The organism is Pseudomonas sp. NPDC089422 (assembly GCF_044749405.1).
Lineage (GTDB): Bacteria > Pseudomonadota > Gammaproteobacteria > Pseudomonadales > Pseudomonadaceae > Aquipseudomonas.
In genome coordinates this window covers 210,789-237,360 of the sequence record NZ_JBIVHW010000003.1, presented here as the reverse complement: position 1 = coordinate 237,360, position 26,572 = coordinate 210,789, and the positions used below count along the sequence as shown (strand labels likewise).

The 26,572-nt window shown below is 64.7% G+C and carries 16 protein-coding genes; 4 read left to right on the top strand and 12 right to left on the bottom strand.

Annotated features, from left to right (window positions below; translation table 11 throughout):
• Positions 1-8 precede the first annotated feature (8 nt).
• Positions 9-1,043, top strand: a complete 1,035-nt coding sequence (gene selD, locus ACIPZ8_RS07215; RefSeq protein ID WP_400720946.1) for a selenide, water dikinase SelD — start codon at positions 9-11, stop codon at positions 1,041-1,043.
• The gene (gene mnmH / locus ACIPZ8_RS07210; protein ID WP_400720943.1) at positions 1,043-2,164 is read left to right on the top strand and encodes a tRNA 2-selenouridine(34) synthase MnmH; all 1,122 of its coding nucleotides are present in this window, start codon (positions 1,043-1,045) and stop codon (positions 2,162-2,164) included. Before selD ends, mnmH begins: the two co-directional genes overlap by 1 nt.
• A gap of 2 nt (positions 2,165-2,166) precedes the next feature.
• On the opposite strand, the gene ACIPZ8_RS07205 is transcribed toward mnmH, so the two are convergent.
• The 12 genes from ACIPZ8_RS07205 to hmpA form a co-directional block, all read right to left on the bottom strand.
• Positions 2,167-2,547, bottom strand: coding sequence for a lysozyme inhibitor LprI family protein (locus ACIPZ8_RS07205; protein ID WP_400720940.1), 381 nt, complete (start codon positions 2,545-2,547; stop codon positions 2,167-2,169).
• A gap of 11 nt (positions 2,548-2,558) precedes the next feature.
• Positions 2,559-3,116 (bottom strand): hypothetical protein, encoded by a 558-nt coding sequence (locus ACIPZ8_RS07200; protein ID WP_400720937.1) that lies wholly within the window; start codon positions 3,114-3,116, stop codon positions 2,559-2,561.
• Positions 3,113-3,676 (bottom strand): GNAT family N-acetyltransferase, encoded by a 564-nt coding sequence (locus ACIPZ8_RS07195; RefSeq protein WP_294330841.1) that lies wholly within the window; start codon positions 3,674-3,676, stop codon positions 3,113-3,115. Before ACIPZ8_RS07195 ends, ACIPZ8_RS07200 begins: the two co-directional genes overlap by 4 nt.
• A 406-nt stretch (positions 3,677-4,082) precedes the next feature.
• Positions 4,083-4,466 carry a YkgJ family cysteine cluster protein gene (locus tag ACIPZ8_RS07190; protein ID WP_261942732.1) on the bottom strand — a complete coding sequence of 128 codons (384 nt, stop codon included), beginning with the start codon at positions 4,464-4,466 and terminating at the stop codon, positions 4,083-4,085.
• 151 nt (positions 4,467-4,617) lie between these two features.
• A complete protein-coding gene (gene alaC / locus ACIPZ8_RS07185; protein WP_400720930.1) occupies positions 4,618-5,826 on the bottom strand; it encodes an alanine transaminase in 1,209 nt (402 codons plus the stop codon).
• Between the two features lie 235 nt (positions 5,827-6,061).
• The gene (gene cyoE / locus ACIPZ8_RS07180) at positions 6,062-6,949 is read right to left on the bottom strand and encodes a heme o synthase (RefSeq protein WP_261942729.1); all 888 of its coding nucleotides are present in this window, start codon (positions 6,947-6,949) and stop codon (positions 6,062-6,064) included.
• An 11-nt stretch (positions 6,950-6,960) separates the two neighbouring features.
• Entirely contained in the window at positions 6,961-7,293 is a 333-nt protein-coding gene (gene cyoD, locus ACIPZ8_RS07175) for a cytochrome o ubiquinol oxidase subunit IV (RefSeq protein WP_400720927.1), read from the bottom strand.
• A complete protein-coding gene (cyoC, locus tag ACIPZ8_RS07170; RefSeq protein ID WP_027920308.1) occupies positions 7,293-7,916 on the bottom strand; it encodes a cytochrome o ubiquinol oxidase subunit III in 624 nt (207 codons plus the stop codon). The genes cyoD and cyoC overlap by 1 nt, the downstream gene beginning before the upstream one ends.
• A gap of 3 nt (positions 7,917-7,919) precedes the next feature.
• Complete coding sequence (gene cyoB / locus ACIPZ8_RS07165; protein WP_027920309.1) at positions 7,920-9,938, bottom strand: cytochrome o ubiquinol oxidase subunit I; 2,019 nt, start codon at positions 9,936-9,938, stop codon at positions 7,920-7,922.
• A gap of 3 nt (positions 9,939-9,941) precedes the next feature.
• Positions 9,942-10,877 carry a ubiquinol oxidase subunit II gene (cyoA, locus tag ACIPZ8_RS07160; protein WP_103445643.1) on the bottom strand — a complete coding sequence of 312 codons (936 nt, stop codon included), beginning with the start codon at positions 10,875-10,877 and terminating at the stop codon, positions 9,942-9,944.
• A 558-nt stretch (positions 10,878-11,435) separates the two neighbouring features.
• Positions 11,436-11,942 (bottom strand): disulfide bond formation protein B, encoded by a 507-nt coding sequence (locus tag ACIPZ8_RS07155; RefSeq protein ID WP_060511471.1) that lies wholly within the window; start codon positions 11,940-11,942, stop codon positions 11,436-11,438.
• Positions 11,943-12,288: 346 nt separating this feature from the next.
• Complete coding sequence (gene hmpA, locus ACIPZ8_RS07150; protein WP_400720922.1) at positions 12,289-13,464, bottom strand: NO-inducible flavohemoprotein; 1,176 nt, start codon at positions 13,462-13,464, stop codon at positions 12,289-12,291.
• Between the two features lie 155 nt (positions 13,465-13,619).
• Between hmpA and norR the strand changes: the two genes are divergently transcribed.
• Entirely contained in the window at positions 13,620-15,173 is a 1,554-nt protein-coding gene (gene norR / locus ACIPZ8_RS07145) for a nitric oxide reductase transcriptional regulator NorR (RefSeq protein WP_400720919.1), read from the top strand.
• A 138-nt stretch (positions 15,174-15,311) separates the two neighbouring features.
• Positions 15,312-26,522 carry a BapA/Bap/LapF family large adhesin gene (locus ACIPZ8_RS07140; protein WP_400720917.1) on the top strand — a complete coding sequence of 3,737 codons (11,211 nt, stop codon included), beginning with the start codon at positions 15,312-15,314 and terminating at the stop codon, positions 26,520-26,522.
• The last annotated feature ends 50 nt before the right edge of the window (positions 26,523-26,572 follow it).

Here is a 26,572-nt window from a genome sequence, read left to right as displayed (position 1 = left end):
AGGTGCACATGAGCGAGCCGATTCGCCTGACCCAGTACAGCCACGGTGCCGGCTGTGGCTGCAAGATCTCCCCCAAGGTGCTGGACGTGATCCTCGCCGAAAGCGGCGCCCAGGCCCTGGACCCGAAGTTGTGGGTCGGCAATGCCTCGCGTGACGACGCCGCCGTGTACGCCCTGGATGACGAGCGCGGGGTGGTATCGACCACCGACTTCTTCATGCCGATCGTCGATGACCCGTACGACTTCGGGCGCATCGCCGCCACCAATGCCATCAGCGACATCTACGCCATGGGCGGCGACCCGCTGATGGCCATCGCCATCCTCGGCTGGCCGGTCAACGTGCTGCCACCGGAAGTCGCCCGCGAAGTGATCCGCGGCGGCCGCGCCGTGTGCGCCGAAGCCGGCATCCCGCTGGCCGGCGGCCACTCCATCGACGCCCCCGAGCCGATCTTCGGCCTGGCGGTCACTGGCGTGGTCAGCAAGCGCCACCTCAAGCGCAACGACACCGCCACCGCCGGCTGCCGCCTGTACCTGACCAAGCCACTGGGCATCGGTATCCTCACCACCGCCGAGAAGAAGGCCAAGCTGCGCGGGCAGGACCAGGGCCTGGCGCGCGACTGGATGTGCACGCTGAACACCCCGGGCAGCCGCTTCGGCAAGCTCGATGGGGTCAAGGCGATGACCGATGTCACCGGCTTCGGCCTGCTCGGCCACCTGGTGGAACTGGCCGAAGGCAGCGGCCTGACGGCGGAACTGGACTACGCCGCAGTGCCGCGCCTGCCAAGCGTCGACCATTACCTGGCCGAAGGCTGCATTCCTGGCGGCACACTGCGCAATTACGACAGCTACGGGCACAAGCTCGGCGCTTTGACCGACGAGCAGAAGCACCTGCTGTGCGACCCGCAGACCAGTGGTGGCCTGCTGGTTGCCGTGGCCCCTGAAGGCGAGGCCGAGTTCCTGGCAGTGGCAGGCGAACTGGGGCTGAACCTGTCGCCCATCGGCCTGCTGGTCGAGCGACAGAGCCATGCGGTCGAGGTGAACTGATGCGCCCCGACTGCACCGACTTCCGCCAACTGTTCCTCGACGACGCGCCGATGATGGACATGCGCGCACCGATCGAATTCGCCAAGGGTGCCTTCCCCGGCACCGTCAACCTGCCGCTGATGACAGACCAGGAGCGGCAGAAGGTCGGCACCTGCTACAAGCAGCAAGGCCAGGCCGCTGCCATCACCCTCGGCCACCAGCTGGTCAGCGGCGCGACCAAGCGCGAGCGCCTGCATGCCTGGGCCAGCTTTGCCAAGGCGCACCCTGATGGTTACCTGTACTGCGCCCGTGGCGGCCTGCGCTCGCTGATCGTTCAGCAATGGCTGCGCGACGAGGCCGGCATCGACTACCCGCGCATCAAGGGCGGCTACAAGGCCATGCGTACCTTCCTGCTGGAGACTACCCAACAGGCCGTGGAGCAATGCGATTTCGTGCTGGTCGGCGGCCTCACCGGCACCGGCAAGACCGATGTGCTGCACCAGCTGAACAACGTGCTCGACCTTGAAGGCCACGCCAACCACCGCGGCTCCAGCTTCGGCAAGCGTGCCACCGGCCAGCCGGCGCAAATCGACTTCGAGAACAAGCTGGCCGTCGACGTGCTGAAGAAGCGTGCCCGTGGCATCGAACAGTTCGTGCTGGAAGATGAAGGCCGCATCGTCGGCAGTTGCTCGGTGCCGCTGGCACTGTACCAGGGCATGCAGCAGTACCCGATGGTGTGGCTGGAGGACAGTTTCGACAATCGCGTGGAGCGCATCCTGCGCGATTACGTGATCAATCTGTGCGCCGAGTTCGTCGACGTGCATGGCGAAGAAGACGGACGCCTGAAGTTTGCCGGGCGGATGATGCAAAGCATGGGCAACATCCACAAGCGTCTTGGCGGAGAGCGCTTCCAGCGCTTGTCTGCAATTCTCGCTGAGGCGCTGCAAGAGCAGCTGCGCAGTGGCGCGGTGGATCTGCACCGGGGCTGGATCGAAGGGCTGCTCAAGGAATACTACGACCCGATGTACGCCTACCAGCGTGAAGCCAAGGCCGAGCGCATCGAGTTTGCCGGGGATGGCGTGGAGGTGCGCGAGTACCTCAAGGCCCGCGCCCACAGCAAGCATTCCTCAAGGCTCAGGTAACCTCACTGCCCTGGGCTGAGCACGCGCTCCAGCTCCGCCGCTCGTTCGCGGGTCATGTCCAGCACACACATGCCGCCTTCGAGCTGCGCCATGGTCCCGCCACTGGCCTGCACATGGAACTTGCAGTTGGCATCGCGGTAAGCGATCCACTGCCGCTGCACATCGCGCAGGCTCTTCTGCGGCCCCGATTCAAGCTTGCTCGTCAGTTGCTTGTAGACCCGGTTCAGGCGCTGGTCCTGAAGTTGGGTCTCTGCCTGGATGCAACTGCTCATGGCCACCGTACTGGAGGCATTGTCCATGCACTGGCTGTAGGCCGGCGAGTTGTCGTCGGCCAGCACCACCGGCGCAAAGAAGGCCAATAGCATCAGGTATCGCTTGTTCATCGCAAATCCCTTCATAGCGTTTGTACAGGCTGCGGCGGCATCAGCACCTTGCCCGGCTCGAATTGCAGCGATGGCATCTGGGTCGCCGCATAGGCGGTCACGGCCAGCGCCGCGATCAGGGCGACATCCAGCCAGTTCCAGCCCGGCACGTCGTCACTGCTGCGCGCGGTCCAGCACTGCCAGGCCTGCCCCACGCAGAACACCGCGATCGCCGCCAGCCACAGGTAGAAGCCCGCGCCGAAACCGGTGCGGTGGGTGAATTCATAGCTGATGTTGTCAGGCAGCCGCTCGATGCCAATGCTGCTGGCGGCCAGGTACAACGCGCCCAGCCCAAGCAACAACGCCAGCCGACGAAAGCGTCGATGGCAAAGAATGGCGACTGCCAACAGCGGGTTGGCAAACCACTGGAACATGCCGAAGGGAATACCCCAGGGCCCATACAGGAACATCTGCAGCGCCGGCATGTGCCGGCCTGCGCTCATCTGGGCGCCGTCGAAAGCCAGGCTGAGCAGGTACAGGGCAAGGCTCAGAGTCAGGTAGAAGGCCGATAAGCGGGCGCCCAGAGTCATGCGACCGGCGGTTCCAGCAGCAGGCCGTAGATGCCCGAGTCGGTCAGCTCACCCGCCACGCACCAGCGCGCCCGCAGCGTGCCTTCGAGGACGAAGCCCTGGCGCTCGAGGGTACGCGCCGAGCCCTGGTTGCGTGGGTCGATTTCACCTTCGAGGCGGCGCATGTGCAGGGTGTGGGCGATGTAGTCGATGAAGCAGGTCAACGCTTCGTCCATGTAGCCCCTGCCCTGCACTGCACTGGCCAGGCAATAGCCGATTTCGCCACGGCGCGAGACGTCATCGATGTTGAACAGCTGGACCATGCCGATCAGTTCGCCATTGTCGCGGCGGTACATGCCCAGCTTGAGCTGGTCGCCATTGGTGTAGGCTTCGCGGTCGGCGGCCAGGGCGCTTTCGGCTTCGGCCAGGTCTTGCCAGGGTGCATGGTGCCAGTAACGCATGACCTCGGGGTCGGCCATGATCGTCAGCCATTGCGCAGCGTCGGCATGGCGCATCGGCCGCAGCTGCAGGCGCGGGCTGTCGAGGCAGAGGTCAGTCGGGAAACTGCGGGGTGGGGTCACGCCGGATCTCCTGTCCATTGCTGGGGAGATGACAGTTTAACTTCATGTGGGGGGCTGCGGGTGTATGTCTTGGGATGTGTGGTGGGGCAGAAACCGAGCGCCGCCCGCGCGGCGCATCGCGGATAAATCCGCTCCTACATTTGTTGCAACGTACCGAAACTGACAGGCCATGGTTGCCTGCGTTGATGAATGCCTCAAGTCATGTGAGGCGGCATCAATGCCCCCTTCAAAATCCCGTCATGCCAACTAGGCTGACAACCATGGCCTGACAGGCATGGTCACGTTGCAACAAATGTAGGAGCGGATTTATCCGCGATGCGCCGCGTGGGCGGCGCTCGATTTCATAGGCGCTGAAAATGTCATGGCGAGCACTTGGCGGCCCTGACACGATCCAACCCCGGCCAGCTCAAGCCACCTCAGCCCCATCATCCGGCCAATGCGGCTCGTTGGCCCCTGGCGGCGTCAACGGCGGCAGCCCATAGGCCGCCCGCGCATCGTCACAGCTGGGGTTATGTACCCCACCCTCCCACGACGCCTCGAACTCGCGGCACGGGCTGGAACGATTGGCGTAGATGGTGCACGCCACCTCGGTACCGATCTCGCCTTGCAGGCTCACGCAGCGGCAAGGCTTGGCATCGGTGCCGATCATGGCAACGCGGGTGGGGTTGATCTGTACCACCAGGTCATCCGGCACTACACCGCCGGCAGACTGGCATTCGCCCCAGAAGAAGGACACACGGAAGTACCCGCAGCAGGCGCCGCAGTCAAGGCAAGGGTTGTATTCGGACATGATGGCACGGAAGGAGGGTTGTTGTTATCGGGGCTAGGCCCGCGCGCCATTTGTAATCGAAGCCGGGTCGGCTGAGAAGAGGGGGCATGCAAAAATAGTTTGCCGTTGATCCGGCAAGCCCGAGCCCGCCAAAGCGGGCCCGGGTGAAGCGTTACTTCCGGGTCAACCCGTCAGCCCGGAACATCTGGCGGACACCGCGAATCGCCTGGCGAATGCGGTCCTGGTTCTCGATCAGGGCGAAGCGCACATGGTCGTCGCCGTAGTCGCCAAAACCGATGCCCGGCGACACGCAGACCTTGGCTTCGGCCAGCAGCTTCTTGGAAAACTCCAGTGAACCCAGGTGCGCATACTGCTCCGGAATCTTCGCCCACACGTACATCGACGCCTTTGGGTTTTCGACCATCCAGCCCAGCTCATGCAGGCCCTTGACCAGCAGGTTGCGGCGCTGACGGTACTGCTCGGCGATGTCGCGTACACACTGCTGGTCACCTTCCAGCGCGGCGATGGCAGCCACCTGCAGCGGGGTGAAGGTGCCGTAGTCGTGGTAGCTCTTGATCCGTGCCAAGGCGCTGACCAGCTCGGGGTTGCCGACCATGAAGCCGATCCGCCAGCCGGCCATGTTGTAGCTCTTGGACAAGGTGAAGAACTCCACCGCAATGTCCTTGGCGCCCGGTACCTGCATGATCGACGGGGCCTTCCAGCCGTCGTAGACGATGTCGGCGTAGGCCAGGTCATGCACCACCAGCACGTCGTACTGCTTGGCCAGGGCCACCACGCGCTCGAAGAAGTCCAGCTCCACGCACTGGGCGGTGGGGTTGGACGGGAAGCCGAGGATCATCATCTTCGGCTTGGGGATCGATTCGCGGATCGCCCGCTCCAGCTCGTTGAAGAAATCCACCCCCGGCACCAGTGGCACCGAGCGCACCTGGGCACCGGCAATCACGGCACCGTAGATGTGGATCGGGTAGCTCGGGTTGGGCACCAGCACGGTGTCGCCGTGGTCGAGGGTGCCAAGCATCAGGTGCGCCAGGCCCTCTTTCGAGCCGATGGTGACGATGGCTTCGCTTTCCGGGTCGATGTCGACCTCGTAGCGTTCCTTGTACCAGTTGGAGATGGCCCGGCGCAGGCGTGGAATGCCGCGGGAGGTGGAATAACCATGGGTGTCATCGCGCTGGGCGACCTGCACCAGCTTCTCGACGATGTGCGGCGGGGTCGCGCCATCGGGGTTGCCCATGCTCAGGTCGATGATGTCCTCGCCACGGCGGCGGGCAGCCATCTTGAGCTCGGCAGTGATGTTGAAGACGTAAGGGGGGAGACGATCGATGCGCGCGAAGCGGCGCGGCGAACCTGGATTGGCCATGGTTTCCTCTGGAGACGTAAGCGCCCGGAACCGTCCGAGCGACGCTGGCCGCTGCGGCGGCCTAAATCAGAAGATAGTGCCGAAACCGGATAGCTGTAAAGGACAATTTCCTGTTTTATTAGAGCCTTTCAGAAAAATTTTTTGAAAATCTGATATTTATGGGCCCGTACAGGAGAGCACCCATAAAAAAACCCCGGCAAAATGGCCGGGGTTTTTAGTGAAGCACTTGCCTCGATCAGCGCGCGTAGGTCATCAACACGTCCGCAGCGGTCTGGCTGTCCACCGACATCATCACGCTCAGGGCAGTGACGGTAAGGATGGAGAAGCCGAACACCTTGCGGGCCCACTTGCTGTCGTCCTCGGCCTTGTAGCCACCCCAGGCCATGTACAGCCAGTACAGGCCCATGGCGGCTGCCACGGCCAGGTAGCCGAGGCCGGCGTATCCGCCGAGGGTGAGCATCAAGGTGGCGAGCAGGAACGCCAGCACGTACAGCACGATCTGCTTCTTCGCCGCGAGGATGCCGCGCGCCACCGGCAGGACCGGAATGTTGGCAGCGCTGTAATCCTTGAAGCGGAAGATCGCGATGGCAAAGCTGTGCGGCATCTGCCACAGGCTGAACATCACCAGCAGGGTCACTGCAGCCAGGTCGAAGCTGTTGCTCACGGCGCAGTAGCCGATCACCGGAGGCATGGCACCAGACAGGCTGCCGACCAAGGTGCCGTGCACCGATTTGCGCTTCAGCCAGAGGCTGTAGAAACCGACGTAGACGATGAAGCCTACCGCTGCGCAGAACGCCGACAGCGGGTTGGCCTGGACATACAGCAGGCTGAAGCCCGCCACCCCGAGGAGGGTGGCGTAGACCAGCGCGAGGGTCAGCGACATGCCGCCCTGCACCATGACGCGGTTCTTGGTGCGCTCCATCTTGTGGTCGATGTCACGGTCGATGCAGTTGTTGAACACGCATCCGGACGCCACCACCAGCGAAGTACCGATCACCACCGCCAGGAACAGGGCGAAGTCCACATGGCCCTTCGAGGCAAGGAAGAAACCGCCTGCCACGGAAAGCACGTTACCGAAAATGATCCCCGGTTTGGTGATTTGGATAAAGTGCTTGACGGACATGCAGTCTTACCTCACTTGGCCATCATTTCGAAGTGGATGCTGAACATGATCCACAGCGACAGGCCGACCAGCAGAGCGATTACCAACGCGGTGAACAGGAACGTCGACACATTGGAACGTTGCTCTTTCGAGCGGTCCATGTGCAGGAAGTACACGAGGTGTACCACTACCTGAATCACAGCCATGGCCACGATGATCAGAACGGTCAGGTTCTTCGGCAGGCTTGGCGACATGGCCAGGCCGAACGGGATCGCGGTCAGGATGATCGACAGGATGAAGCCGACCATGTACGACTTGACGCTGCCGTGGTTACCTTCGTGATGAGTGTCGTGTGCGTTAGCCATTACAGAACTCCCAGCAGGTAGACGACGGTGAATACGCAGATCCAGACCACGTCCAGGAAGTGCCAGAACAGGCTCAGGCAGCTCATGCGGGTCTTGGCGGTCGGCGTGATGCCGTGCTTGTTGATCTGGTACATCATGATTGCCATCCAGATCAGGCCGGCGGTCACGTGCAGACCGTGGGTACCTACCAGGGCGAAGAAGCCCGACAGGAAGCCACTGCGGGTCGGGCCGAAGCCCTCGCCGATCAGGTGATGGAATTCATAGATTTCCATCGCGATGAAGCCTGCACCGAACAGGAAGGTCACAGCCAACCAGCCCAGTACGCCCGCTTTCTTGCCGTCGAACATCTTCAGCATGGCGAAACCGAAGGTGATCGAGGACAGCAGCAGGAACAGCGTTTCTACAGCTACGAAGTCGAGCTGGAAGATGTCATGACCCGACGGGCCGCCGGCAAAACTGCCGGACAGCACCGCGTAGGTGGCGAAGAGCGACGCAAACAGGATGCAGTCGGTCATCAGGTACAGCCAGAAACCGAGGACGGTCATCTGGCCCGAGTCGTGGTGGTGGTCATCGTGAGCATGGTCATGACCATGCGCGCCACCGTGGATTACTTGACTGGACATTGATTACACCCGTTCAAACGATTCGACACGTGCGCCGGCAGGCAGAGCACCTGCTTTGGCCAGCGCCTTCAGACGCTCGCCTTCGATGCGCGCCACTTCTTCGGCCGGAACCATGTAGCCCTGGTCGTCACGCGCAGCGTGGCGAACGAAGACCGCGATGGTTGCCAGCAGGCTCGCGCCAACCAGCCACCAGATGTGCCAGATGAAAGCGAAGCCGAAGACAGTCAGGAACATACCCATGAACAGACCGGTAGCGGTGTTGTTCGGCATGTGGATCGCTTCGTACTTGCCCGGCACCTTGTAGGCAACACCGGCTTCCTTGGCTTCGTTCCAGCAGTCCAGGCCAACTTTCTCTGGCATGTGGGCGAAGTTGTAGAACGGAGGTGGCGACGAGGTCGACCATTCCAGGGTACGGCCGCCCCATGGGTCGCCGGTCACGTCCAGGTTCTGCTCGCGATCGCGGATCGAAACGACGATCTGGATCAGCTGGCAGGCGATACCGAACAGGATCAGCACGGCGCCGACAACGGCTACGTACAGGTAGGGTTCCCACAGTGGGTTGTCGGAGTGGTTCAGACGACGGGTCATGCCCATGAAGCCCAGGGCGTACAGCGGCATGAACGCTACGTAGAAGCCGGAGATCCAGAACCAGAAGGCAGCTTTGCCCCACTTCTCGTTCAGCTTGAAGCCGAACGCTTTTGGCCACCAGTAGGCGAAGCCGGCGATGTAGCCGAATACCGCACCACCAATGATCACGTTGTGGAAGTGAGCGATTACGAACAGGCTGTTGTGCAGTACGAAGTCAGCACCTGGAACAGCCAGCAGAACGCCAGTCATGCCACCGATCGAGAAAGTGATCATGAAGCCCAGGGTCCACAGCATCGGTGCGGTGAAGCGCACACGGCCCTGGTACATGGTGAACAGCCAGTTGAACAGCTTCACACCGGTCGGGATGGAGATCAGCATCGTCGCCAGGCCGAAGAAGGTGTTGACGCTGGCGCCGGCACCCATGGTGAAGAAGTGGTGCAGCCATACAGCGAAGCCCAGGACGGCGATGGCGCCCGATGCGTAGATCATCGAGTGGTGGCCGAACAGACGCTTGCCGGAGAAGGTCGAAGTCACTTCCGAGAACACGCCGAAGGCCGGCAGGATCAGGATGTAAACCTCAGGGTGACCCCACGCCCAGAACAGGTTGACGTACATCATCGGGTTCCCACCAAGCTCGTTGGTGAAAATGTGGAAGTCCAGATAACGGTCAACAGTCAGCAGAGCGAGTGCAGCGGTCAGGATCGGGAACGAAGCCACGATCAGCACGTTGGCCCAGGTGCAGGTCCAGGTGAAGATCGGCATGTCCATCAGCTTCATGCCAGGTGCGCGCATCTTCATCACGGTGACGAGGAAGTTCACGCCGGTCAGTGTCGTACCCAAGCCTGAGAGCTGTAGCGCCCAGATGTAGTAGTCGACACCCACCCCAGGGCTGTACTGAATGCCCGCGAGCGGCGGATAGGCAACCCAGCCGGTCTTGGCGAATTCACCAACGCCCAGCGAGATGTTGACCAGCAGCACGCCTGCCAGCAGCAGGTAGAAGCTCAGGGAGTTCAGGAACGGGAAGGCAACGTCACGTGCACCGATCTGCAGAGGAACCGCGAGGTTCATCAGGCCGGTGAAGAACGGCATCGCCATGAAGATGATCATGATCACACCGTGAGCGGTGAAGATCTGGTCATAGTGTTCAGGCGGCAGGTAGCCTTCGGAGCCACCGGTAGCGGCAGCCAGCTGGGTACGCATCATGATGGCGTCGGCAAAGCCGCGCAGCAGCATGACCATCGCGACGACGATGTACATCACGCCGATCTTTTTGTGGTCGACAGTAGTCAGCCACTCGGTCCACAAGTAGGTCCACTTGCGGAAATAGGTGATAGCACCAACGACAGCAATACCCCCGAGCGCGATCATGGCAAGCGTCACCATGACTATCGGCTCGTGGAAGGGTATCGCCTCCAGGGTTAATTTACCGAACATCTCTTACTCCTCTGCACCGGCAGCTGGTTGCACACTCGACTCGGTGGTGGCCAGATCTTTGCTGCCTGCTTCTTCGTGGACCGGCTTGCCGCGGTTCATACCTTCGTACTTGTCGACGATGGTCTGGAACAGCTCAGCAGGTGCCTCGCTGTACAGCGCGACTGGGTTGTATTCGCTAGGTTTGGCCAGTGCTTCGTACTCGGCCTTGCCCAGTTTCAGTGGCGACTGCTTGACCTCGGCGACCCACTTGTCGAAGTCTTCCTGAGAGGTTGCATTAGCCTTGAATTTCATGCCGGTGAAGCCAGCACCGCTGTAGTTGGCGCTGATACCGTCGAACACGCCATTTTCGTTGGCGATCAGGTGCAGCTTGGTGGTCATGCCCGCCATCGCGTAGATCTGGCCACCCAGGCCCGGGATGAAGAACGAGTTCATCACGGCGTCGGAGGTGACGCGGAAGTTCACCGGGACGTTAGCCGGGAAGTTGATCTGGTTGACGGTGGCGATGCCCTGCTCCGGGTAGATGAACAGCCATTTCCAGTCCAGCGCGACCACGTCGATCTGAATCGGCTTCACGTCGGAATCCAGCGGACGGTATGGGTCCAGCTTGTGGGTCGACTTGTAGGTGACGTAGCCCAGGGCGATGATGATGATGATCGGGATGATCCACACCGCGAGTTCGATCTTGGTCGAGTGCGACCAGTCTGGGGTGTAGGTGGCAGCCTTGTTGGAAGCACGGTACTTCCAGGCGAACGCCACGGTCATGATGATGACCGGAATCACCACCAGCAGCATCAGGCCGGTAGCGATCAGGATCAGGTTCTTTTGCTCAATGCCGACCTGACCTTTCGGGTCGAGCAGGGTCCAGTTGCACCCACTGAGTAAAAGCATGCCTAAAAAGGGCAATATGCCAAACAGTCTGGGGTAACGCTTTTTACTCATCTCACGACCTCTAGATCAGCTTGCTTCAATGCAATTTGTGTTTTGGTAGCCAACACTTCGTCCTGCCAAGTGCGGCATTTCGCGCCCGTACTCGCTCCTGCCCGGGCCCGACTGCAGGACCTTGGCGCAAAGCGTGTTAGCGGTGCTTATGGTTTCGTAGGCAACAGGCCTGTACTTCAGACCAAGTCCATTTGGTGCGGGAAAACGCGGAGGGGGGTCCGCCCGGTATCGCCGTTGGGCGAAACTTGACGAAGTCAGCAAAAAGGAGCGCTGGGGCTTCCTTCAATCCTGCGACTCGCAAGCAGTGCCGAACGGAAATTGGGGGCGATTGTAGATAGGTCGCCAACCCTTGACTATGACTTATTGAGCAACAGTCTTTTACAGAATCCGTAACAATACAGCTCGGCAAATCAACTTCGCGACAGTTTGTCGCACCCCGCTTGCTAGCCCTCAAACCCGCATTTCGCAAGGCTTTGAGGTTGATCTGGATCAAGCGGGAGAGGACTTTTCGCTCTTCTCATCCGGTGCAAAAGACCACACCGAAATCGGGACTTATGTCTAAGACTGGCGCCGGTTGCGGTAGATGCCGAACGGTACCAGGATGGCCGTCAGGACGAACGCCACCAGCGCCCATTGTGCCAGTGACAAACCGAGGATCGGCGGATACGGCGTGCTGCAGAAGCCGTCGACCTGGAACGCCAGTGGCCACAGCTTGGCCAGGGGCAGGTCGTCGACGATCGGTTGCAGCGTATCGATACCGCAACTGACCATGGGGTTGGCGAGTATATACACATGGTTGCCAGCCGCAATGATTCCGCCAATGGCACTGAGCACCACCAGGCCCTCGAACAGGGTCAGGCTGCGGCGCCCGGGCATGGCGGCGGCAATGAACGCGAAGAGGGCGATAAAGAGCAAGGCATAGCGTTGCAGGATGCACAGCGGGCAAGGTGCCTCACCCAGTACCACCTGCATGTACAGCGCACCGCCGATCAGGGCGAGGCAGATCACCCCCAGCAGCACCAGAAAGCGCCGTTCGCGATTGAGGCGCGATGTTTGTTCGTTCATTGCCGATTCCTTCGATGGATAGGTGGCAGCGTGGTCCGCCCGCCTGGGTGCAATTCTACACGCAGGCATGGCCCTTTAGCGTGTCGAGGAGGCGGCGAGACAGCACTGCGCAGGGCTATCCGGAGATGCTGTGACCGGCTGCAGCAACGTCGGTTCAACGTCGGCCGGTAAAAAAGCGGCTGCCCAGGTGCCGCGCAGGGGCAAGCCCCTCGACACCCGGGAGTGAAGGATACAGTGATTAAAGGAGGATTAAAGATGAAAGGTGCCCGAGGCACCGTTCATCTTTCTTTATATATAGGCAGAGATTATTCGCCTGTACCGGCCCTTTCGCGGGGCAAGCCCGCTCCTACAGGGCAGCCGCCGGCCCGAAGAACTCGTAGCGGCTCTGCTGCTCCGGCACTCCCAGGCCTTTGAGCTGGCGCTTGACCGCCGCCATGAAGCCCTTGGGCCCCAGGAAGTAGGCATCCACGTCACGCCCCTGCGGCAGCCACTCGGCCAGCAGGTCCTCGCTCAGCAAGCCCACGGCATCGGCGGCAGCGCCACCTTCCGGCTCGGCATAGCAGTAGAAGCGCTTGAGCTGCGGGTGGCGCTCGGCCAGGCCGTCGACCCAGTCGCGGAAGGCATGCACCGCAGCGTTACGCGCGCAGTGGATGAAATGCACCTCACGCCGGGTCTGCAGTGCGGCTTCGAGCATCGCCAGGGTCGGGGTAATGCCCACACCACCGCTGATCAGTACCAGCGGCTTGTCGCTGGCCGCCAGGGTGAAGTCACCCGCTGGCGGGAACAGCTGCAAGGTGTCGCCCACTTCCAGCTCATCGTGCAGGTAGCTGGAAACCTTGCCGCCCTCCTCGCGCTTGACGCTGATGCGGTATTCCTGGCCGTCGCACAGGGCCGACAGCGAATAGTTGCGGCGCTGCTCGGCGCCGTCGATGAACAGCTGCAGGCCGATGTACTGGCCAGGCTCGGCCTTGAGTACCGGCTGGCCATCCACCGGGGCGAAGTAGAACGAGGTGATCTCGCTGCTTTCCTGCTCGCGACGCACCAGGCGGAATTCGCGAGTACCGCGCCAGCCGCCGGCGGCCTCTTCCTTTTGTTTGTAGAGGCTTTCCTCGGCGCCGATCAGGATGTCGGCCAGCTGGCCGTAGGCAGCCGCCCAGGCAGCGATGACCTCAGGGGTGGCGATTTCCTTGCCCAGTACTTCTTCGATGGCGCGCAGCAGGCAGCTGCCGACGATCGGGTAGTGCTCCGGCAGAATCTGCAGGGCAACGTGTTTGTTGATGATCTGGCCGACCAGGCCACCCAACTGCTCCAGCTGGTCGATGTGACGGGCATACATCAGCACGCCATTGGCCAGGGCGCGCGGCTGGTCGCCGCTGGCCTGGTGGGCCTGGTTGAACAGCGGGCGCACCTCTGGGTACTCGCTGAGCATCATCTTGTAGAAGTGGGTGGTCAGCGCCTCACCGCCGGTTTCCAGCAGAGGGACAGTGGCTTTGATGATTGCACGTTGTTCGGCATTGAGCATTTGCGACAACTCCTGAGCCTGAGGCTTCAAATGGTTGCCCTTGCTATTACAGCAATCGTGCCAACTTTTTTCGCCAATGAAATCAGGGCATTGACGCCAATCATGTCAAATCGACCTACCCGGGCGTATAGTCAAATCGACTAACAGGAGTCCATATGACTACAAAGCCGTTGCTCACCACCTTGTTGCCCCTGGTCAGTGACCTGTCCCGCGACTTGCCCGACCAGGAGCGCTACCGACGCCTGCTGCAGGCCATGCGCGGGCTGTTGCCCTGCGATGCCGCCGCGCTGCTGCGCCTGGATGGCGAATGGCTGGTGCCGCTGGCCGTCGATGGGCTTTCGCCCGACACCCTGGGCCGTCGCTTCAAGGTCAGTGAACACCCGCGCTTCCAGATCCTGCTCAGCCGCCCGGAGCCGACACGCTTTGCCAGCGACTCCGAGCTGCCCGACCCTTACGATGGCCTGGTCAATGCGCCTGACGCCCACCTTGAGGTGCACGACTGCATGGGTTGCCCGCTGATGGTCGACGAGCGCCCATGGGGCCTGGTGACCCTCGACGCCCTGGCCCCCGGCCAGTTCCAGAGCCTGGAGCTGGATGCCCTGCAGGCCTTCGCCAGCCTCGCCGCCGCCACCGTGACCGTGGCCGAGCGCATCGAGCACCTGGCCCTGCGTGCCGAGGACGAGCACCACCGCGCCGAGGTCTACCGCCAGGCCAGCGGCCAGGACAGGGAGCTGATCGGCCAGAGCCCGGCGCACAAGCGCCTGCTCGAGGAAATCCGCCTGGTGGGCGGCAGCGAGCTGACCGTGCTGATCACCGGCGAAACCGGCGTGGGCAAGGAACTGGTGGCCATGGCCCTGCATCAGGCCAGCAACCGCGCCGACAAACCCCTGGTCAGCCTCAACTGTGCAGCCCTCCCCGACACCCTGGTGGAAAGCGAACTGTTCGGCCATGTGCGTGGCGCCTTCACTGGCGCCCACGGCGAACGCCGCGGTAAGTTCGAGTTGGCCAACGGCGGTACGCTGTTCCTCGATGAAGTCGGCGAATTGCCGTTGACCGTGCAAGCCAAGCTGCTGCGCGTGCTGCAGAGCGGCCAACTGCAACGCCTGGGCTCGGACCGCGAACACCGCGTCGATGTGCGCCTGATCGCCGCCACCAACCGCGACCTGGCCGCCGAGGTGCGCACAGGCAACTACCGCGCCGACTTCTACCACCGCCTCAGCGTGTATCCGCTACAGGTGCCGCCGTTACGCGAACGTGGGCGCGACGTGCTGCTTCTTGCCGGCTATTTCCTCGAACAGAACCGATCACGCCTGGGCCTGAACAGCCTTCGGCTGAGCAGTGAAGCACAAGCAGCACTGCTGGCCTATGACTGGCCGGGCAACGTGCGCGAGCTAGAGCACCTGATCGGTCGCTCGGCCCTCAAGGCCATGGGCCAACACCCGGAGCGCCCACGCATCCTCACCCTGGAAGCCAGCGACCTCGACCTGCGTGCCGCCCAGCCCGCGACGACAGTGCCCCAATCCCATGCCACGCCTGCAGCCCTGGCGGTACCCGTCGGCGGCCTGCGCGAAGCGCTTGATGATTACCAGCGCCAGGTGATCGATGCCTGCCTGCAACGCCATCAGGACAACTGGGCCGCAGCAGCCCGCGAGCTGGGCCTGGACCGTGCCAACCTGAGCCGCCTGGCTCGTCGCCTGGGGTTGCGCTGACCCCCAGATGCACTAAAGGACTACCCGGAAAGCCATCTAGTGGCAATTTGCTGGACTGCTATATCTGCCTTATCTCCGGTTACACGGCCAAGGGTCGCGGAAGCAGCCCTGTGTACCGAAATCCAGCAGGGAGCACTCATGGATAACATCGTCGTCGCCGACAAGCAATCCGCCGTAGCCACCCAGAATGCCTGGGGCAACATCACCCTCAACAGCCCAGGCGTGGTGCAGATGCCCGTCGCCCCCGACCAGGTGGCGACCGTCACCCGGCGTGGCCAGGACCTGATCGTCACGCTCAAGTCCGGAGAAAAGGTCACCGTCGGCAACTTCTTTGCCGTGGACCAGGCAGGTGTTGGCAGCGACATGGTGTTCGTTGGCGAAGACGGCACTTTGTGGCACGCCAACTATGACGCGACGGCGTTCACTGGCTTCACCTTCGACGAAGTGGCCTCGCTTGACGAACTGGTGGCCGGCATCGGCGTCGCTGGCGCCGGGACTTCGACCTTCGCCATCGCCGGCCTGAGCCTGCTCGGTGTCGGCGGCGTGGCTGCAGCGGCCAACAACAGCAGCAGTAGTAGTAGTGGTGGCGGAGGTGGCGGCAGCGCGCCCGGCGACACCACACCGCCCGCCACGCCCATCGACCTGCTGGTTTCGCCTGATGGCTTGCGCCTGAGCGGCCGCGGAGAAGCGGGGGCCACGGTGAATGTGTTCGACGCCGCAGGCAATCTGATCGGCAGTGGCACGGTGAAGGCCGACGGCAGCTTCGATGTCGCCCTGAACACCCCGCAGGCCAATGGTGAAAACCTCGGCGTCACCCTGACCGATCCCGCAGGCAATGCATCGCAGCCTGGTGCAGTTACCGCACCGGACACCACCGCGCCACTCCCGGCCAGCGACGTGATCATCAGCGCCGACGGGCGCACCGTGTCGGGCCGTGGCGAAGTCGGTGCCACCGTCAAGGTGCTGAACGACCAAGGTCAGTTGATCGGCACCGGCACCGTGCAAGCCGATGGCAGTTTCACCTTGCAACTGGCCTCGCCGGTGATTGATGGCTCATCGCTGCAGGTCATCCTCACCGATGCCGCCGGCAACGTCTCGACGCCAAACCCGCTGACCGCACCGGACCTGGTCCCGCCAGCACAACCCAGCGGGCTCGGCCTGGCCAATGGCGTGACCCTGAGTGGCATTGCCGAACCGGGTGCCCGGGTGGAAGTACATGATGCCAACGGCAACCTGATCGGTAGCGGCATCGTCGGGCCGAATGGCAGCTTCAGCTTTACCCTCGACCCGGCCCAGAATGACGGTGAACACCTGGTCATCAGCGTGATCGATGCCGCCGGCAACCGTTCGCCACTGCTGGATTACACCGTGCCGGACACCACGCCGCCGTCGATGATCAGCAACGTCATCATTGGCGCCGGTAGCCTGGTCGTGTCCGGCCGAGGCGAGCCGGGTGCTACCGTCGAAGTGCGTGATGCCAATGGCGCGGTCATCGGGACCGGCGTAGTGGCAGCCAACGGCACCTTCCTGGTCGATCTCAACGGCCCGGTCAGCGCCGGCGAGACCATCGTGCTGGTGCAGACCGATGCTGCCGGCAACCCGTCGGTCTCACTCACCGTGATCGTCCCCGCCACCGCCGTACCTGAAGGCCCTGCCGGGCTGGTGCTGGCCGCCGACGGCTCGTCCATCAGCGGCACGGCACCGGCCGGCAGCCTGGTTGAGGTGCGCGATGCCAACGGCACGGTCATCGGCAGCGTGCAGGTAGGCAACGATGGCACCTTCACCATCGCTCTCGCCCCGGCCCAGGCCAATGGCGAACTGCTCGACGTGGTGGCTATCGACGCCGACGGCAACAGTTCGTTGCCAAGCCAGATCAACGCCCCGGACATCACCCCTCCGAACCAGGCCAGCGACCTGAACCTGGCGGCCGACGGCATTACCCTCACCGGGCGCGGCGAGGCCGGCGCCACCGTGCAGGTCACCAATGCGCAGGGTACGGTGCTGGGCACCGCCACGGTCGGGGCCAACGGCTTCTTCACCGTCACGCTGTCGCCCGCCCAGGTCAACGGCCAGGCGCTCGACGTGGTGCTGCGCGACGCCGCCGGCAACAGCTCCACCACCCCACTCACTGCGCCCGACCTGGATGGCCCGCTACAACCTTCGGCGCTGGCCGTCGACGCCACCGGCCTGCACCTCACCGGCGCTGGCCAGGCGGGCTCGATCGTCACCGTGCGCGCCGCCGACGGCAGCGTGCTGGGCACGGCCATCGTCGCCGCCGACGGGCACTTCGACGTGACGCTCAACGTGCCCCAGCGCAACGGTGAACAGCTGAGCGTCGAAGCCACCGACTCGCTGGGCAACAGCGCCGGGCCCGTCAGCTTCACCGCCCCCGACACCACGCCACCGCAAGCCGTGAGCAACCCGAGCATCGACGGCAGCGGCAGCCACGTCTCCGGTACCGGCGAGCCAGGCGCCACCGTCACCGTGCGCGGCCCGAACGGCACAGTGCTGGGCACCGCCGTGGTCAACGGCGATGGCAGCTTCCAGGTCACCCTGGCCCCGACCCAGACCAATGGCCAGGCCCTGACCGTCGAGCAACGCGACCCGACCGGCAACGTCTCGGCCGCCGTCGACCTGACGGCGCCGGACACCCAGGTGCCTGCCATCACCACAGGCCTTGCGCTGTCTACCGACGGCACAGTGCTCACCGGCAGCGGCGAACCCGGCGCGCAGGTTCGGGTGACCGGCACCGGCGGCGCAGTGCTGGGCACTGCTACGGTCGAAGCCGACGGCAGCTTCCGTGTGAGCATCGACCCACCACAACTCAATGGTCAGGTGCTGACGGTGATCCAGACCGATGGCGCCGGCAACCCCTCCCCCGCCGACACCTTGACCGCCAGTGACCGCGAAGCCCCGCTCCCCGCCCAAGGCCTCGGGCTCAGCGCCGACGGGATTACCCTCACGGGCCAGGGCGAGCCCGGTGCCACCGTGCAGGTGCGCGATACCGCCGGGCAACTGCTCGGCAGCGGTGTGGTCGACGGCGACGGCACCTTCAGCATCACCCTGACGCCCGCCCAGACCCGCGGCGAAACCGTGTCGGTGGTACTCACCGATGCCGCTGGCAACGCCTCGCCATCGGCACCGTTCACCGCTGACGACAGCAGCGCCCCTGGCGCCCCGGGCGGGCTGCAGGTCAGCGCCGACGGCAGCCATCTTCAGGGCACCGGTGAGCCCGGTGCCACCGTGCAAGTGCGCAACGCCGCCGGCGACCTGCTGGGTAGCGTGGTGGTACCCGCCAGTGGCAGCTTCAGCGTTTCGCTGAGCCCGCTCCAGCTGGACGGCCAGACCCTCGACGTTACCCAGACCGACCCGCAAGGCCATGCCTCCAGTGCCGCACAAGCAACCGCGCCCGACCTCACCCCGCCCGCACAGCCCACGGACCTGGCGATCAGCGGCGATGGCCTGGCACTAACCGGCAACGCGCCCGGCGCGGCTTCCGTCACGGTGATCAGCCCGACCGGCGTCGAAACCACGGTCTCGGTCAACCCCGACGGCAGCTTCAGCGTGCCGCTGTCCCCGGCCCTGATCAACGGCGAGACGGTGACCGTGGTGGTCGCCGATGCCGCCGGCAACGGCACCGCGCCGAGCAGCGTCACTGCGGCTGACAGCTCGCCACCGGCACCGGCCACCGACATTGCGGTCAGCCCGGATGGCGGTACCATCAGCGGCACCGCCGAACCGGGTACCACCGTGATCGTGCGCGACGGCAACGCCGAGCTGGGTACCGCCACAGTCGGCCCGGACGGCACCTTCGTGGTCCAGGTCAACCCACCACTGGCCGCTGGTGACAGCGTGCAACTGGTGGTACATGACGCCGGTAACAACGAAACCGGTATCACCGTCAACGGCCCGAATGGCAGCGAGCTCGCCGCACCGACCAACCTCGCCATCAGCGCCGACGGCTTCCTGCTGACGGGTCAAGGCACCGTCGGTTCGTTGATCACCGTCACCTCCGTCGGCACCACCCTGGGCACCGGCACGGTCGGCAGCGACGGCATCTTCCGGATCTTCTTCGCCAATGCCCAGCTCAACGCACAAACCCTGAATGTCAGTGCCCGTGCTTCGGCCGGTAGCAATCCGTCCGTGCCAGCCACCATCGTGGCGGCGGACTCCACCCCGCCCGATGCCCCCACCCAGGTCACCATCAACCGTAGCGGCAGCACGCTCAGCGGCCATGGTGAAGTCGGTGCGACCGTGAGTGTGACCGATGCCAGCGGCACGCTCGTAGGGACCGGCACCGTCGGCAGCAACGGGCTGTTCAACGTAAGCCTGGTACCCCCGCAAATCAATGCGCAGAACCTCACCATCACCCAGGCTGACGCCGCCGGTAATGTCTCGCTGGCCGCCACCTTGCAGGCGCCGGATCTGCAAGCCCCGGATGCCGCCACCGGCCTGAGCCTGAACAGCGCCGCCACGGTGGTCAGTGGCCAGGGCGAAGTGGGCGCGCTGGTGACCGTGCGCGATGCCAGTGGCGCCGTATTGGCCACCGGCACAGTCAACCAGAGCGGCCAGTTCCAGATCACCTTGCCCAGCGCGCAAACCACCGGCAGTGCACTGCAGGTCACCCTCAGCGACGCCGCCGGCAACGTGTCCGGCCCGGCCAGCCTGGCGACACCGGACCGTACGCCGCCCGCAGCGGTGGGCAACCCGCTGCTCAGTGCCGATGGCCGGCAGTTGTCCGGCAGCGGCGAAGTCGGTGCCGCGGTGCAGGTACGCAACGCCGCCGGTACGCTGCTCGGCACTGCCATCGTCGGCGCCGATGGTCGCTTCACCGTCACCTTCGGTACCCCGCAAGCCGATGGCCAGGCCATCGGCGTCAGCCAGGTGGATGCCGCTGGCAATGCCTCGCCGGCGGTGAGCGTCATCACCCCGGACCTCACCCCGCCGGCGGCATTGACCAATGTCGTGCTCAACAACAACGGCCTGACCTTGACCGGCCTGGGCGAAGCCGGCGCCAGTGTTACCGTGCGCGGCCCGGACGGCACCATCATCGGCAGCGGCCTGGTGACCGCCAACGGCAGCTTCACCCTCTCGCTCACCAGCGCGCAGCTCAACGCCCAGCATCTGAGCGTGAGCCAGACCGACACGAGCAACAATACGTCGACCGCAGTCACGGTCATCGCGCCGGATCACACCTCGCCAGCCGCGCCTGCTGCACTGGCCCTGGCTGCGAGTGGCCTGCATCTGAGCGGCAGCGCCGAGGCCGGGAGCACGATCACCGTGCGCGATGCAGCCGGCAATGTGCTGGGCACCGCCGTGGCCAACAGCAATGGCACCTTCCAGGTCACCCTGAGCAGTGCCCAGACCAACGGCCAGACCTTGCAGGTCACCGCCACCGATGCCGCAGGCAACGTATCGCCCGCCGCACCCTACACCGCTGCCGACACCACGCCACCGGCGGCGGTCGCCAACCTGGCCGTGTCGGCCGACGGCAGCACGTTGATGGGAACTGGCGAAGCAGGTGCCACGGTCACCGTGCGCACACCAGACGGTTCCTCGCTGGGCACCGCCACGGTGGGCAGCGATGGTCGCTTCACGGTCAGCCTTGCACCGGCCGCCACGGCGGGCGAAAGCCTCAGCGTGGTACAGACCGACGCGGCGCAGAACGCCTCGCCGGCACAAAACGTCACCGCACCGGGTGTGCTGGCGCCGGACGCACCCTCCAATCTGGTGCTGTCCGCCGATGGCCTGGTCGTCACCGGCAGCGCCGCGCCGGGCAGCACGGTCAACGTCTACGGCCCTGGCGGTGCGCTGCTCGGCTCGGCACCGGTCGGCAACGACGGCACCTTCACCGTCAACCTCGGCAGCGCCCAGGCCAACGGTGAGCTGCTGCAAGTCAGCGCAGTTGGGACCGATGGCAGCGCCTCACTGCCGGCCGACCTGCAGGCACCGGACACCACAGCGCCGCAACCGCTGAGCAACCTGGTACTGTCCAACGACGGCCTGGTGCTCACCGGCCGCGGCGAGCCAGGCGCCACGGTGGCCGTGCTCGGTATCGGCGGAGCCGACCTGGGCAGCGCCGTGGTTGGCGCTGATGGCAGCTTCAGCGTCAACCTCGCCTCCGCCCAGGTCAACGGCGAACGACTCAGCGCCGCACAGACCGACGCAGCCGGCAACGAGTCCAACAGTGTCAGCCTGACCGCGCCTGACCGTATCGCTCCGGATGCACCCGCCAACCTGGCATTTGCCGGTGGCGGCAGCCTGCTCAACGGTACCGGCGAAGCCAATGCCGCAGTGAAGGTCGTTGCGGCTGACGGCACCGTGCTGGGCACCGCCACGGTGATGAGCAACGGCAGCTTCCAGGTCACCCTCAGCCCGCCTCAAGCCAACGGCCAGGCTGTGCAGGTGGTGCTGAGCGATGCCGCCGGCAACCAGTCCAGCGCCAGCACCATCAGCGCACCCGACACCACCCCCCCCACCGCGCCCAGCGAACTGGCCATCGCCAGCGATGGTGCGACCATCACCGGGCGTGGCGAAGCCGGCGCCACGGTGATCGTGACCAACCCGGCCGGCCAGCCGATCGGCACGGCCCTGGTCGACGCCAGCGGCCACTTCACCCTGACCCTCAACCCGGCCCTGGGCAACGCCGAACTGCTCAGCCTCACCCAGACCGACGGCGCCGGCAACACCTCAACGGTTGCCACCCTGCAGACCCCGGACTTCACGCCGCCAGACATCCTCACCAACGTGGTGATCAATGCCAACGGCAGCGTGGTCAGCGGCTCGGGCGAACCCGGTGCGACAGTCACCGTGACCAACGCCGCCGGCGTGGTGCTGGGCACCACCGTGGTGCTCGTCGATGGCAGCTTCCGCGTCGAGCTGAGCCCTGCACAGATCAACCAGCAGGTACTGTCGGTGCAGCAGGCCGACCCACCCGGCAACATCAGCGAACCGGTCACGGTCAACGCACCAGACCTAACCCCGCCAGCTGCGGCCGCCAACCTGCACCTCAATGCGGCAGGTGACCAGCTCGGCGGTACCGGCGAAGTCGGCAGCACCGTGCGCGTGTTCGTCGGCACCAGCGAAATCGGCACCGCCACGGTCGGGCCCAACGGCACTTTCGTGGTCAACCTCAACGCGGCCCAGCTCAACGGCCAGACCCTGCAGGTGACCCTCACAGACGCCAGCGGCAACGTCTCGCCGATCAGCAGCGTCACCGCCGTCGACAGCACGCCACCGGCCACGGTGGTCGCCAGCCTGCAGGCCGGCGGCACCCAGCTGGTCGGTACCGGCGAGGCCGGCGCGCATATCACGGTAATGGACAGCCAGGGTAACCTGCTCGGCCAGGGCACCATCGACGCCGGTGGCAGCTTCGTGCTCAACCTGACTTCAGCGCAAATCAACGGCCAGGTGCTCAGCGTCATTGCCCAGGACGCCACTGGCAACCCGTCCGCACCGCTGCAACTGACGGCGCCCGACCTCACCCCACCGGTACAGCCCGGCAGCCTGAGCCTGACCGGCAATGGCACCCTGCTCAGCGGCACGGGAGAAGTGGGCAGCGTGATCAGCGTGCGCGACCCTTCCGGCACCGTGGTCGGCACGGTTACAGTGCCGGCGGGTGGCAACTTCACCGTTACCCTCAGCCCGGCGCAGAACAATGGCCAACTGCTGAGCGTGATCGCCACCGACAGCGCCGGCAACACCTCGACACCGGCCGAGTACCAGACCACCGACACCGCGCCACCCGCCGCGGTCACCAACCTTGCCGTCAACAACACCTACAACATCCTCACCGGGCGCGGCGAAGCGGGCGCGAACGTGACGGTCAGCTTCGGCGGCGTGGTGATCGGCACGGGCCGGGTCGACAGTGGTGGCAACTTCTCGATCAACCTCTCGCCTGCACCGGGTTCGGCCGCATCCCTGGCCGTCACGCAAACCGACGCGGCCAACAACACATCGGCAGTGGCGACCTTCATCACGCCGCTGGTGCCACCACCGGAACCGCCGGTCAACGTGTTGTTGGCCGCCGATGGCCTGACCCTGACCGGGACCGCCGCCACCGGCACGTCGATCCGCGTCTACGACGCTGCCGGCAACCTGATCGGCGCCGGCTCGGCCAACATCGGCAACGGCGGTTTCTCCATCACGTTGAGCGCCGCCCAGCTCAACGGGCAACACCTTTCGGTGACCTCGCTGTCGCTGCTGGGTGGCGAGTCGCAGCCGGTGTTCGTCACCGCCGCCGATATCACTGCGCCCACCAACCCGCTGGTCACCGCGCTGTCGGCCAACGGCCTGGTGCTCACCGGTAGCGGTGAAGCCGGCGCCACGGTAACCGTGCGCGATGCCGGCGGCAACGTGCTCGGCACCGGCCTGGTCAACGGTTCCGGAAGCTTCAGCATCAACCTCAGCAGCGCCCAGCTCAATGGCCAGGTGCTCAGCCTGAGCCAGACCGACGCCGCGCTCAATGTCTCCGGCACCACCAGCTACACCGCGCCGGACACCCAGGCACCGCTGGCACCGACCAACCTGGCGATCAATGGCGCCGGCACGCTGCTCACCGGTAATGGCGAGCCGGGTGCGACCGTGACCGTGCAAGGCTTTGCCGGCACCGCCATCGTTCAGGCCAACGGCACCTTCAGCTTCACCCTGACCCCCGCGCAGAACGATGGCCAGGCCCTGGTGGTACGCCAGACCGATGCCGCCGGCAACCAGTCCGGCAGCACCGGCATCACCGCGCCAGACACCACCCCGCCAGCCGCGCCGGTGGCCGCCATCAACACCAACGGCACCTCGGTCAGCGGCTCCGGCCAGGTCGGCAGTACGGTGACCGTGCGCAACAGTGCCGGCACCGTGCTCGGCACCGCCACGGTGGGTAGCAACGGCCTGTTCGTGGTCAGCCTTGGCGCCGCGCAGATCGACCACCAGGCACTGAGCGTCACCCTGACCGATGCCGCTGGCAACACCTCGACCGCCACCGCGTTGACCGCACCGGACTTCACGCCACCGGCCAACGCTGCCAACCTGGTGATCAGTGCCGATGGTTCGACGCTCACCGGCACCGGCGAGGTCGGCGCCACGGTCACCGTGCGCAGCGCCAGTGGCACCGTGCTGCAGACCGCGACCGTGCAACCCAACGGTACCTTCACCGTGACCCTGAGCCCGCCTCAGGACAACGGCCAGGTGCTTTCGGTGACGCTGACCGACCCACGCAGCAATGTGTCGGGCAACGTCAACATCACTGCACCGGACGTCGATGCCAACGCTCCGGTAATCGCCAGCAACAACCTGGCCACCGCCACCGTCAACCTGGCGCCGGTCACCGCCACTACCACCTACACCGACAGCTTCACCACCCTGTTGTCCGGTTTCAGCAAGACCTACACCTGGACGGTGGCGCCTGGCACCACGGTCGACCCGACCCTGACGCTGACCACCAACAGCGTGCTGGCGCTGCTCAACAACTCCACCTTCACCCTGCAGGTGAAGGACGCCAGCGGCGCCTGGGTGACCATCGCCACCGGCAACACCCAGGGGCTGCTCGACCTGATCGTGCTGCCACTGGGGCTGCAGGTCGACATCGGCAAGCTGCAGGCTGGCGACTACCGCCTGACCGTGGCCAGTGGCGGTATCGGCCTGGTGACCCAGGTCACCACCAGCCTGGACATCGAAGCCACCAGCCTGACCCAGTTCACCGGCACCGGCACCGCCACCTCGGGCAATGTCATCACCGACCCGGGCACCAATGGCGCGGTCGACGCCCTCGGCCCGGACAGCGGCGCCGTGCTGAAGATACTGGTCAACGGCAGCTACGTGACCGCTGCCAGTGGCGCGGGCACCACGGTGCAGGGCCAGTACGGCACCTTGGTGATCCATGCCGACGGCAGCTACACCTACACCCCGAGCGGCAGCCCGTCGAGCGTCGGCAAGGTGGATGTGTTCAGCTACGAGCTGGTGCACCCGAACGGGCTGACCTCTGCGGCCAACCTCTACGTGCGCATCGACAGCCCGCAGGCCACGGAGGCCTGGAACGACAGCAACCTCAGCGCGCCAGCCACGGTGGTGGATGCCGTCAACGACGTCGACAGCAGCCACATCACCCTGGCCAACCGGGTCGACAGCAGCAGCGCCACCCTGGGCTCGCTGACCCTGCCGCTGATCGGCTCGCGCTCGGCCACCTACACCACCACGGTGGCCACCGACACCACGGCCGACCTGCAGGTGGTGGTCAACTCCGCCAACCTGCTGAGCCTGCTCAACGGCACCAGTATCCAGCTGCTCAAGCTCAACACCACCACCGGCCAGTATGTAGTGGTGCAGACGGTCAGCGGCAGCTCGCTGGTCAGCCTGCTCGGTGGCGGCGCAGGCTATACCTTCACCGGCCAGGGCGCAGGCACCTACCACATCGTGGTCACCGCTGGCGGCATCGGCCTGGCCAGCTCGATCACCACCAGCCTCAACACCACCACCACGCACCTCACCGAGTTCGTGGTCAGCAGCGCCACGGTGGCCAGCGGCAACCTGATCACCGACCCGGCCGGTACCGACAACCTGGGTTCGGCACTGACCGTGCTGAGCGTGCTGACGGCCGCGGGCACCTACACCATCCCCGGCTACAACGGGGTCAGTGTGGCCGGTACCTATGGCACGTTGCTGGTGCATGCGGACGGCAGCTATACCTACACCCTCAACAGCGGGCTGACCTCGGCGGTGATCGGCCAGCACGACACCTTCACCTACGAACTGACCCACCCCAACGGCACCACCGACACCGCCACGCTGACCGTCAACCTGGACAACGCCGCCGGCCTCACCACCTTCTCTGCGCTGGTGGCCGACACCGGCGACGACAGCATGGCCGTGGCCAGCGTCGCGGCCTCGGCCTCCAGCGAGGTGATCGCCGGCACCGACGGCAACGACCACCTGGTCGGCAGCCAGGGCGGGCACATCACCCTGGAAGGCGGCGCTGGCAACGACACCCTCGAAGTGGTCGACCAGAACTTCACCAGCGTCGATGGCGGCACCGGCACCGACACCCTGCTGTGGGGCGGCGGCGATGCCAGCATTGACCTGGGCACCTTGGCCGACCGTATCCACAACATCGAGGTCATCGACCTCAACGACACCAGCGCCGTAGCGCTGACTCTCAACCTGGCGGACGTGGTGGCCATCACCGAAACCGGAAACGACATGCTGATCATCAAGGGGGATGACAAAGACTCGGTGCACATGACGGACAACTGGACCCTGGTCAGTAACCAGACTGTCGATGGCATCGACTATAACCAATACACGACCCAGGAAGATCCGAGCCATCACCTCTGGGTGCAGAACAGCATCCATGTTGTCTGAGGCCGCTGCAACCCGCCGGGCACACTGCCCGGCGGCAAGGACGAACAGCA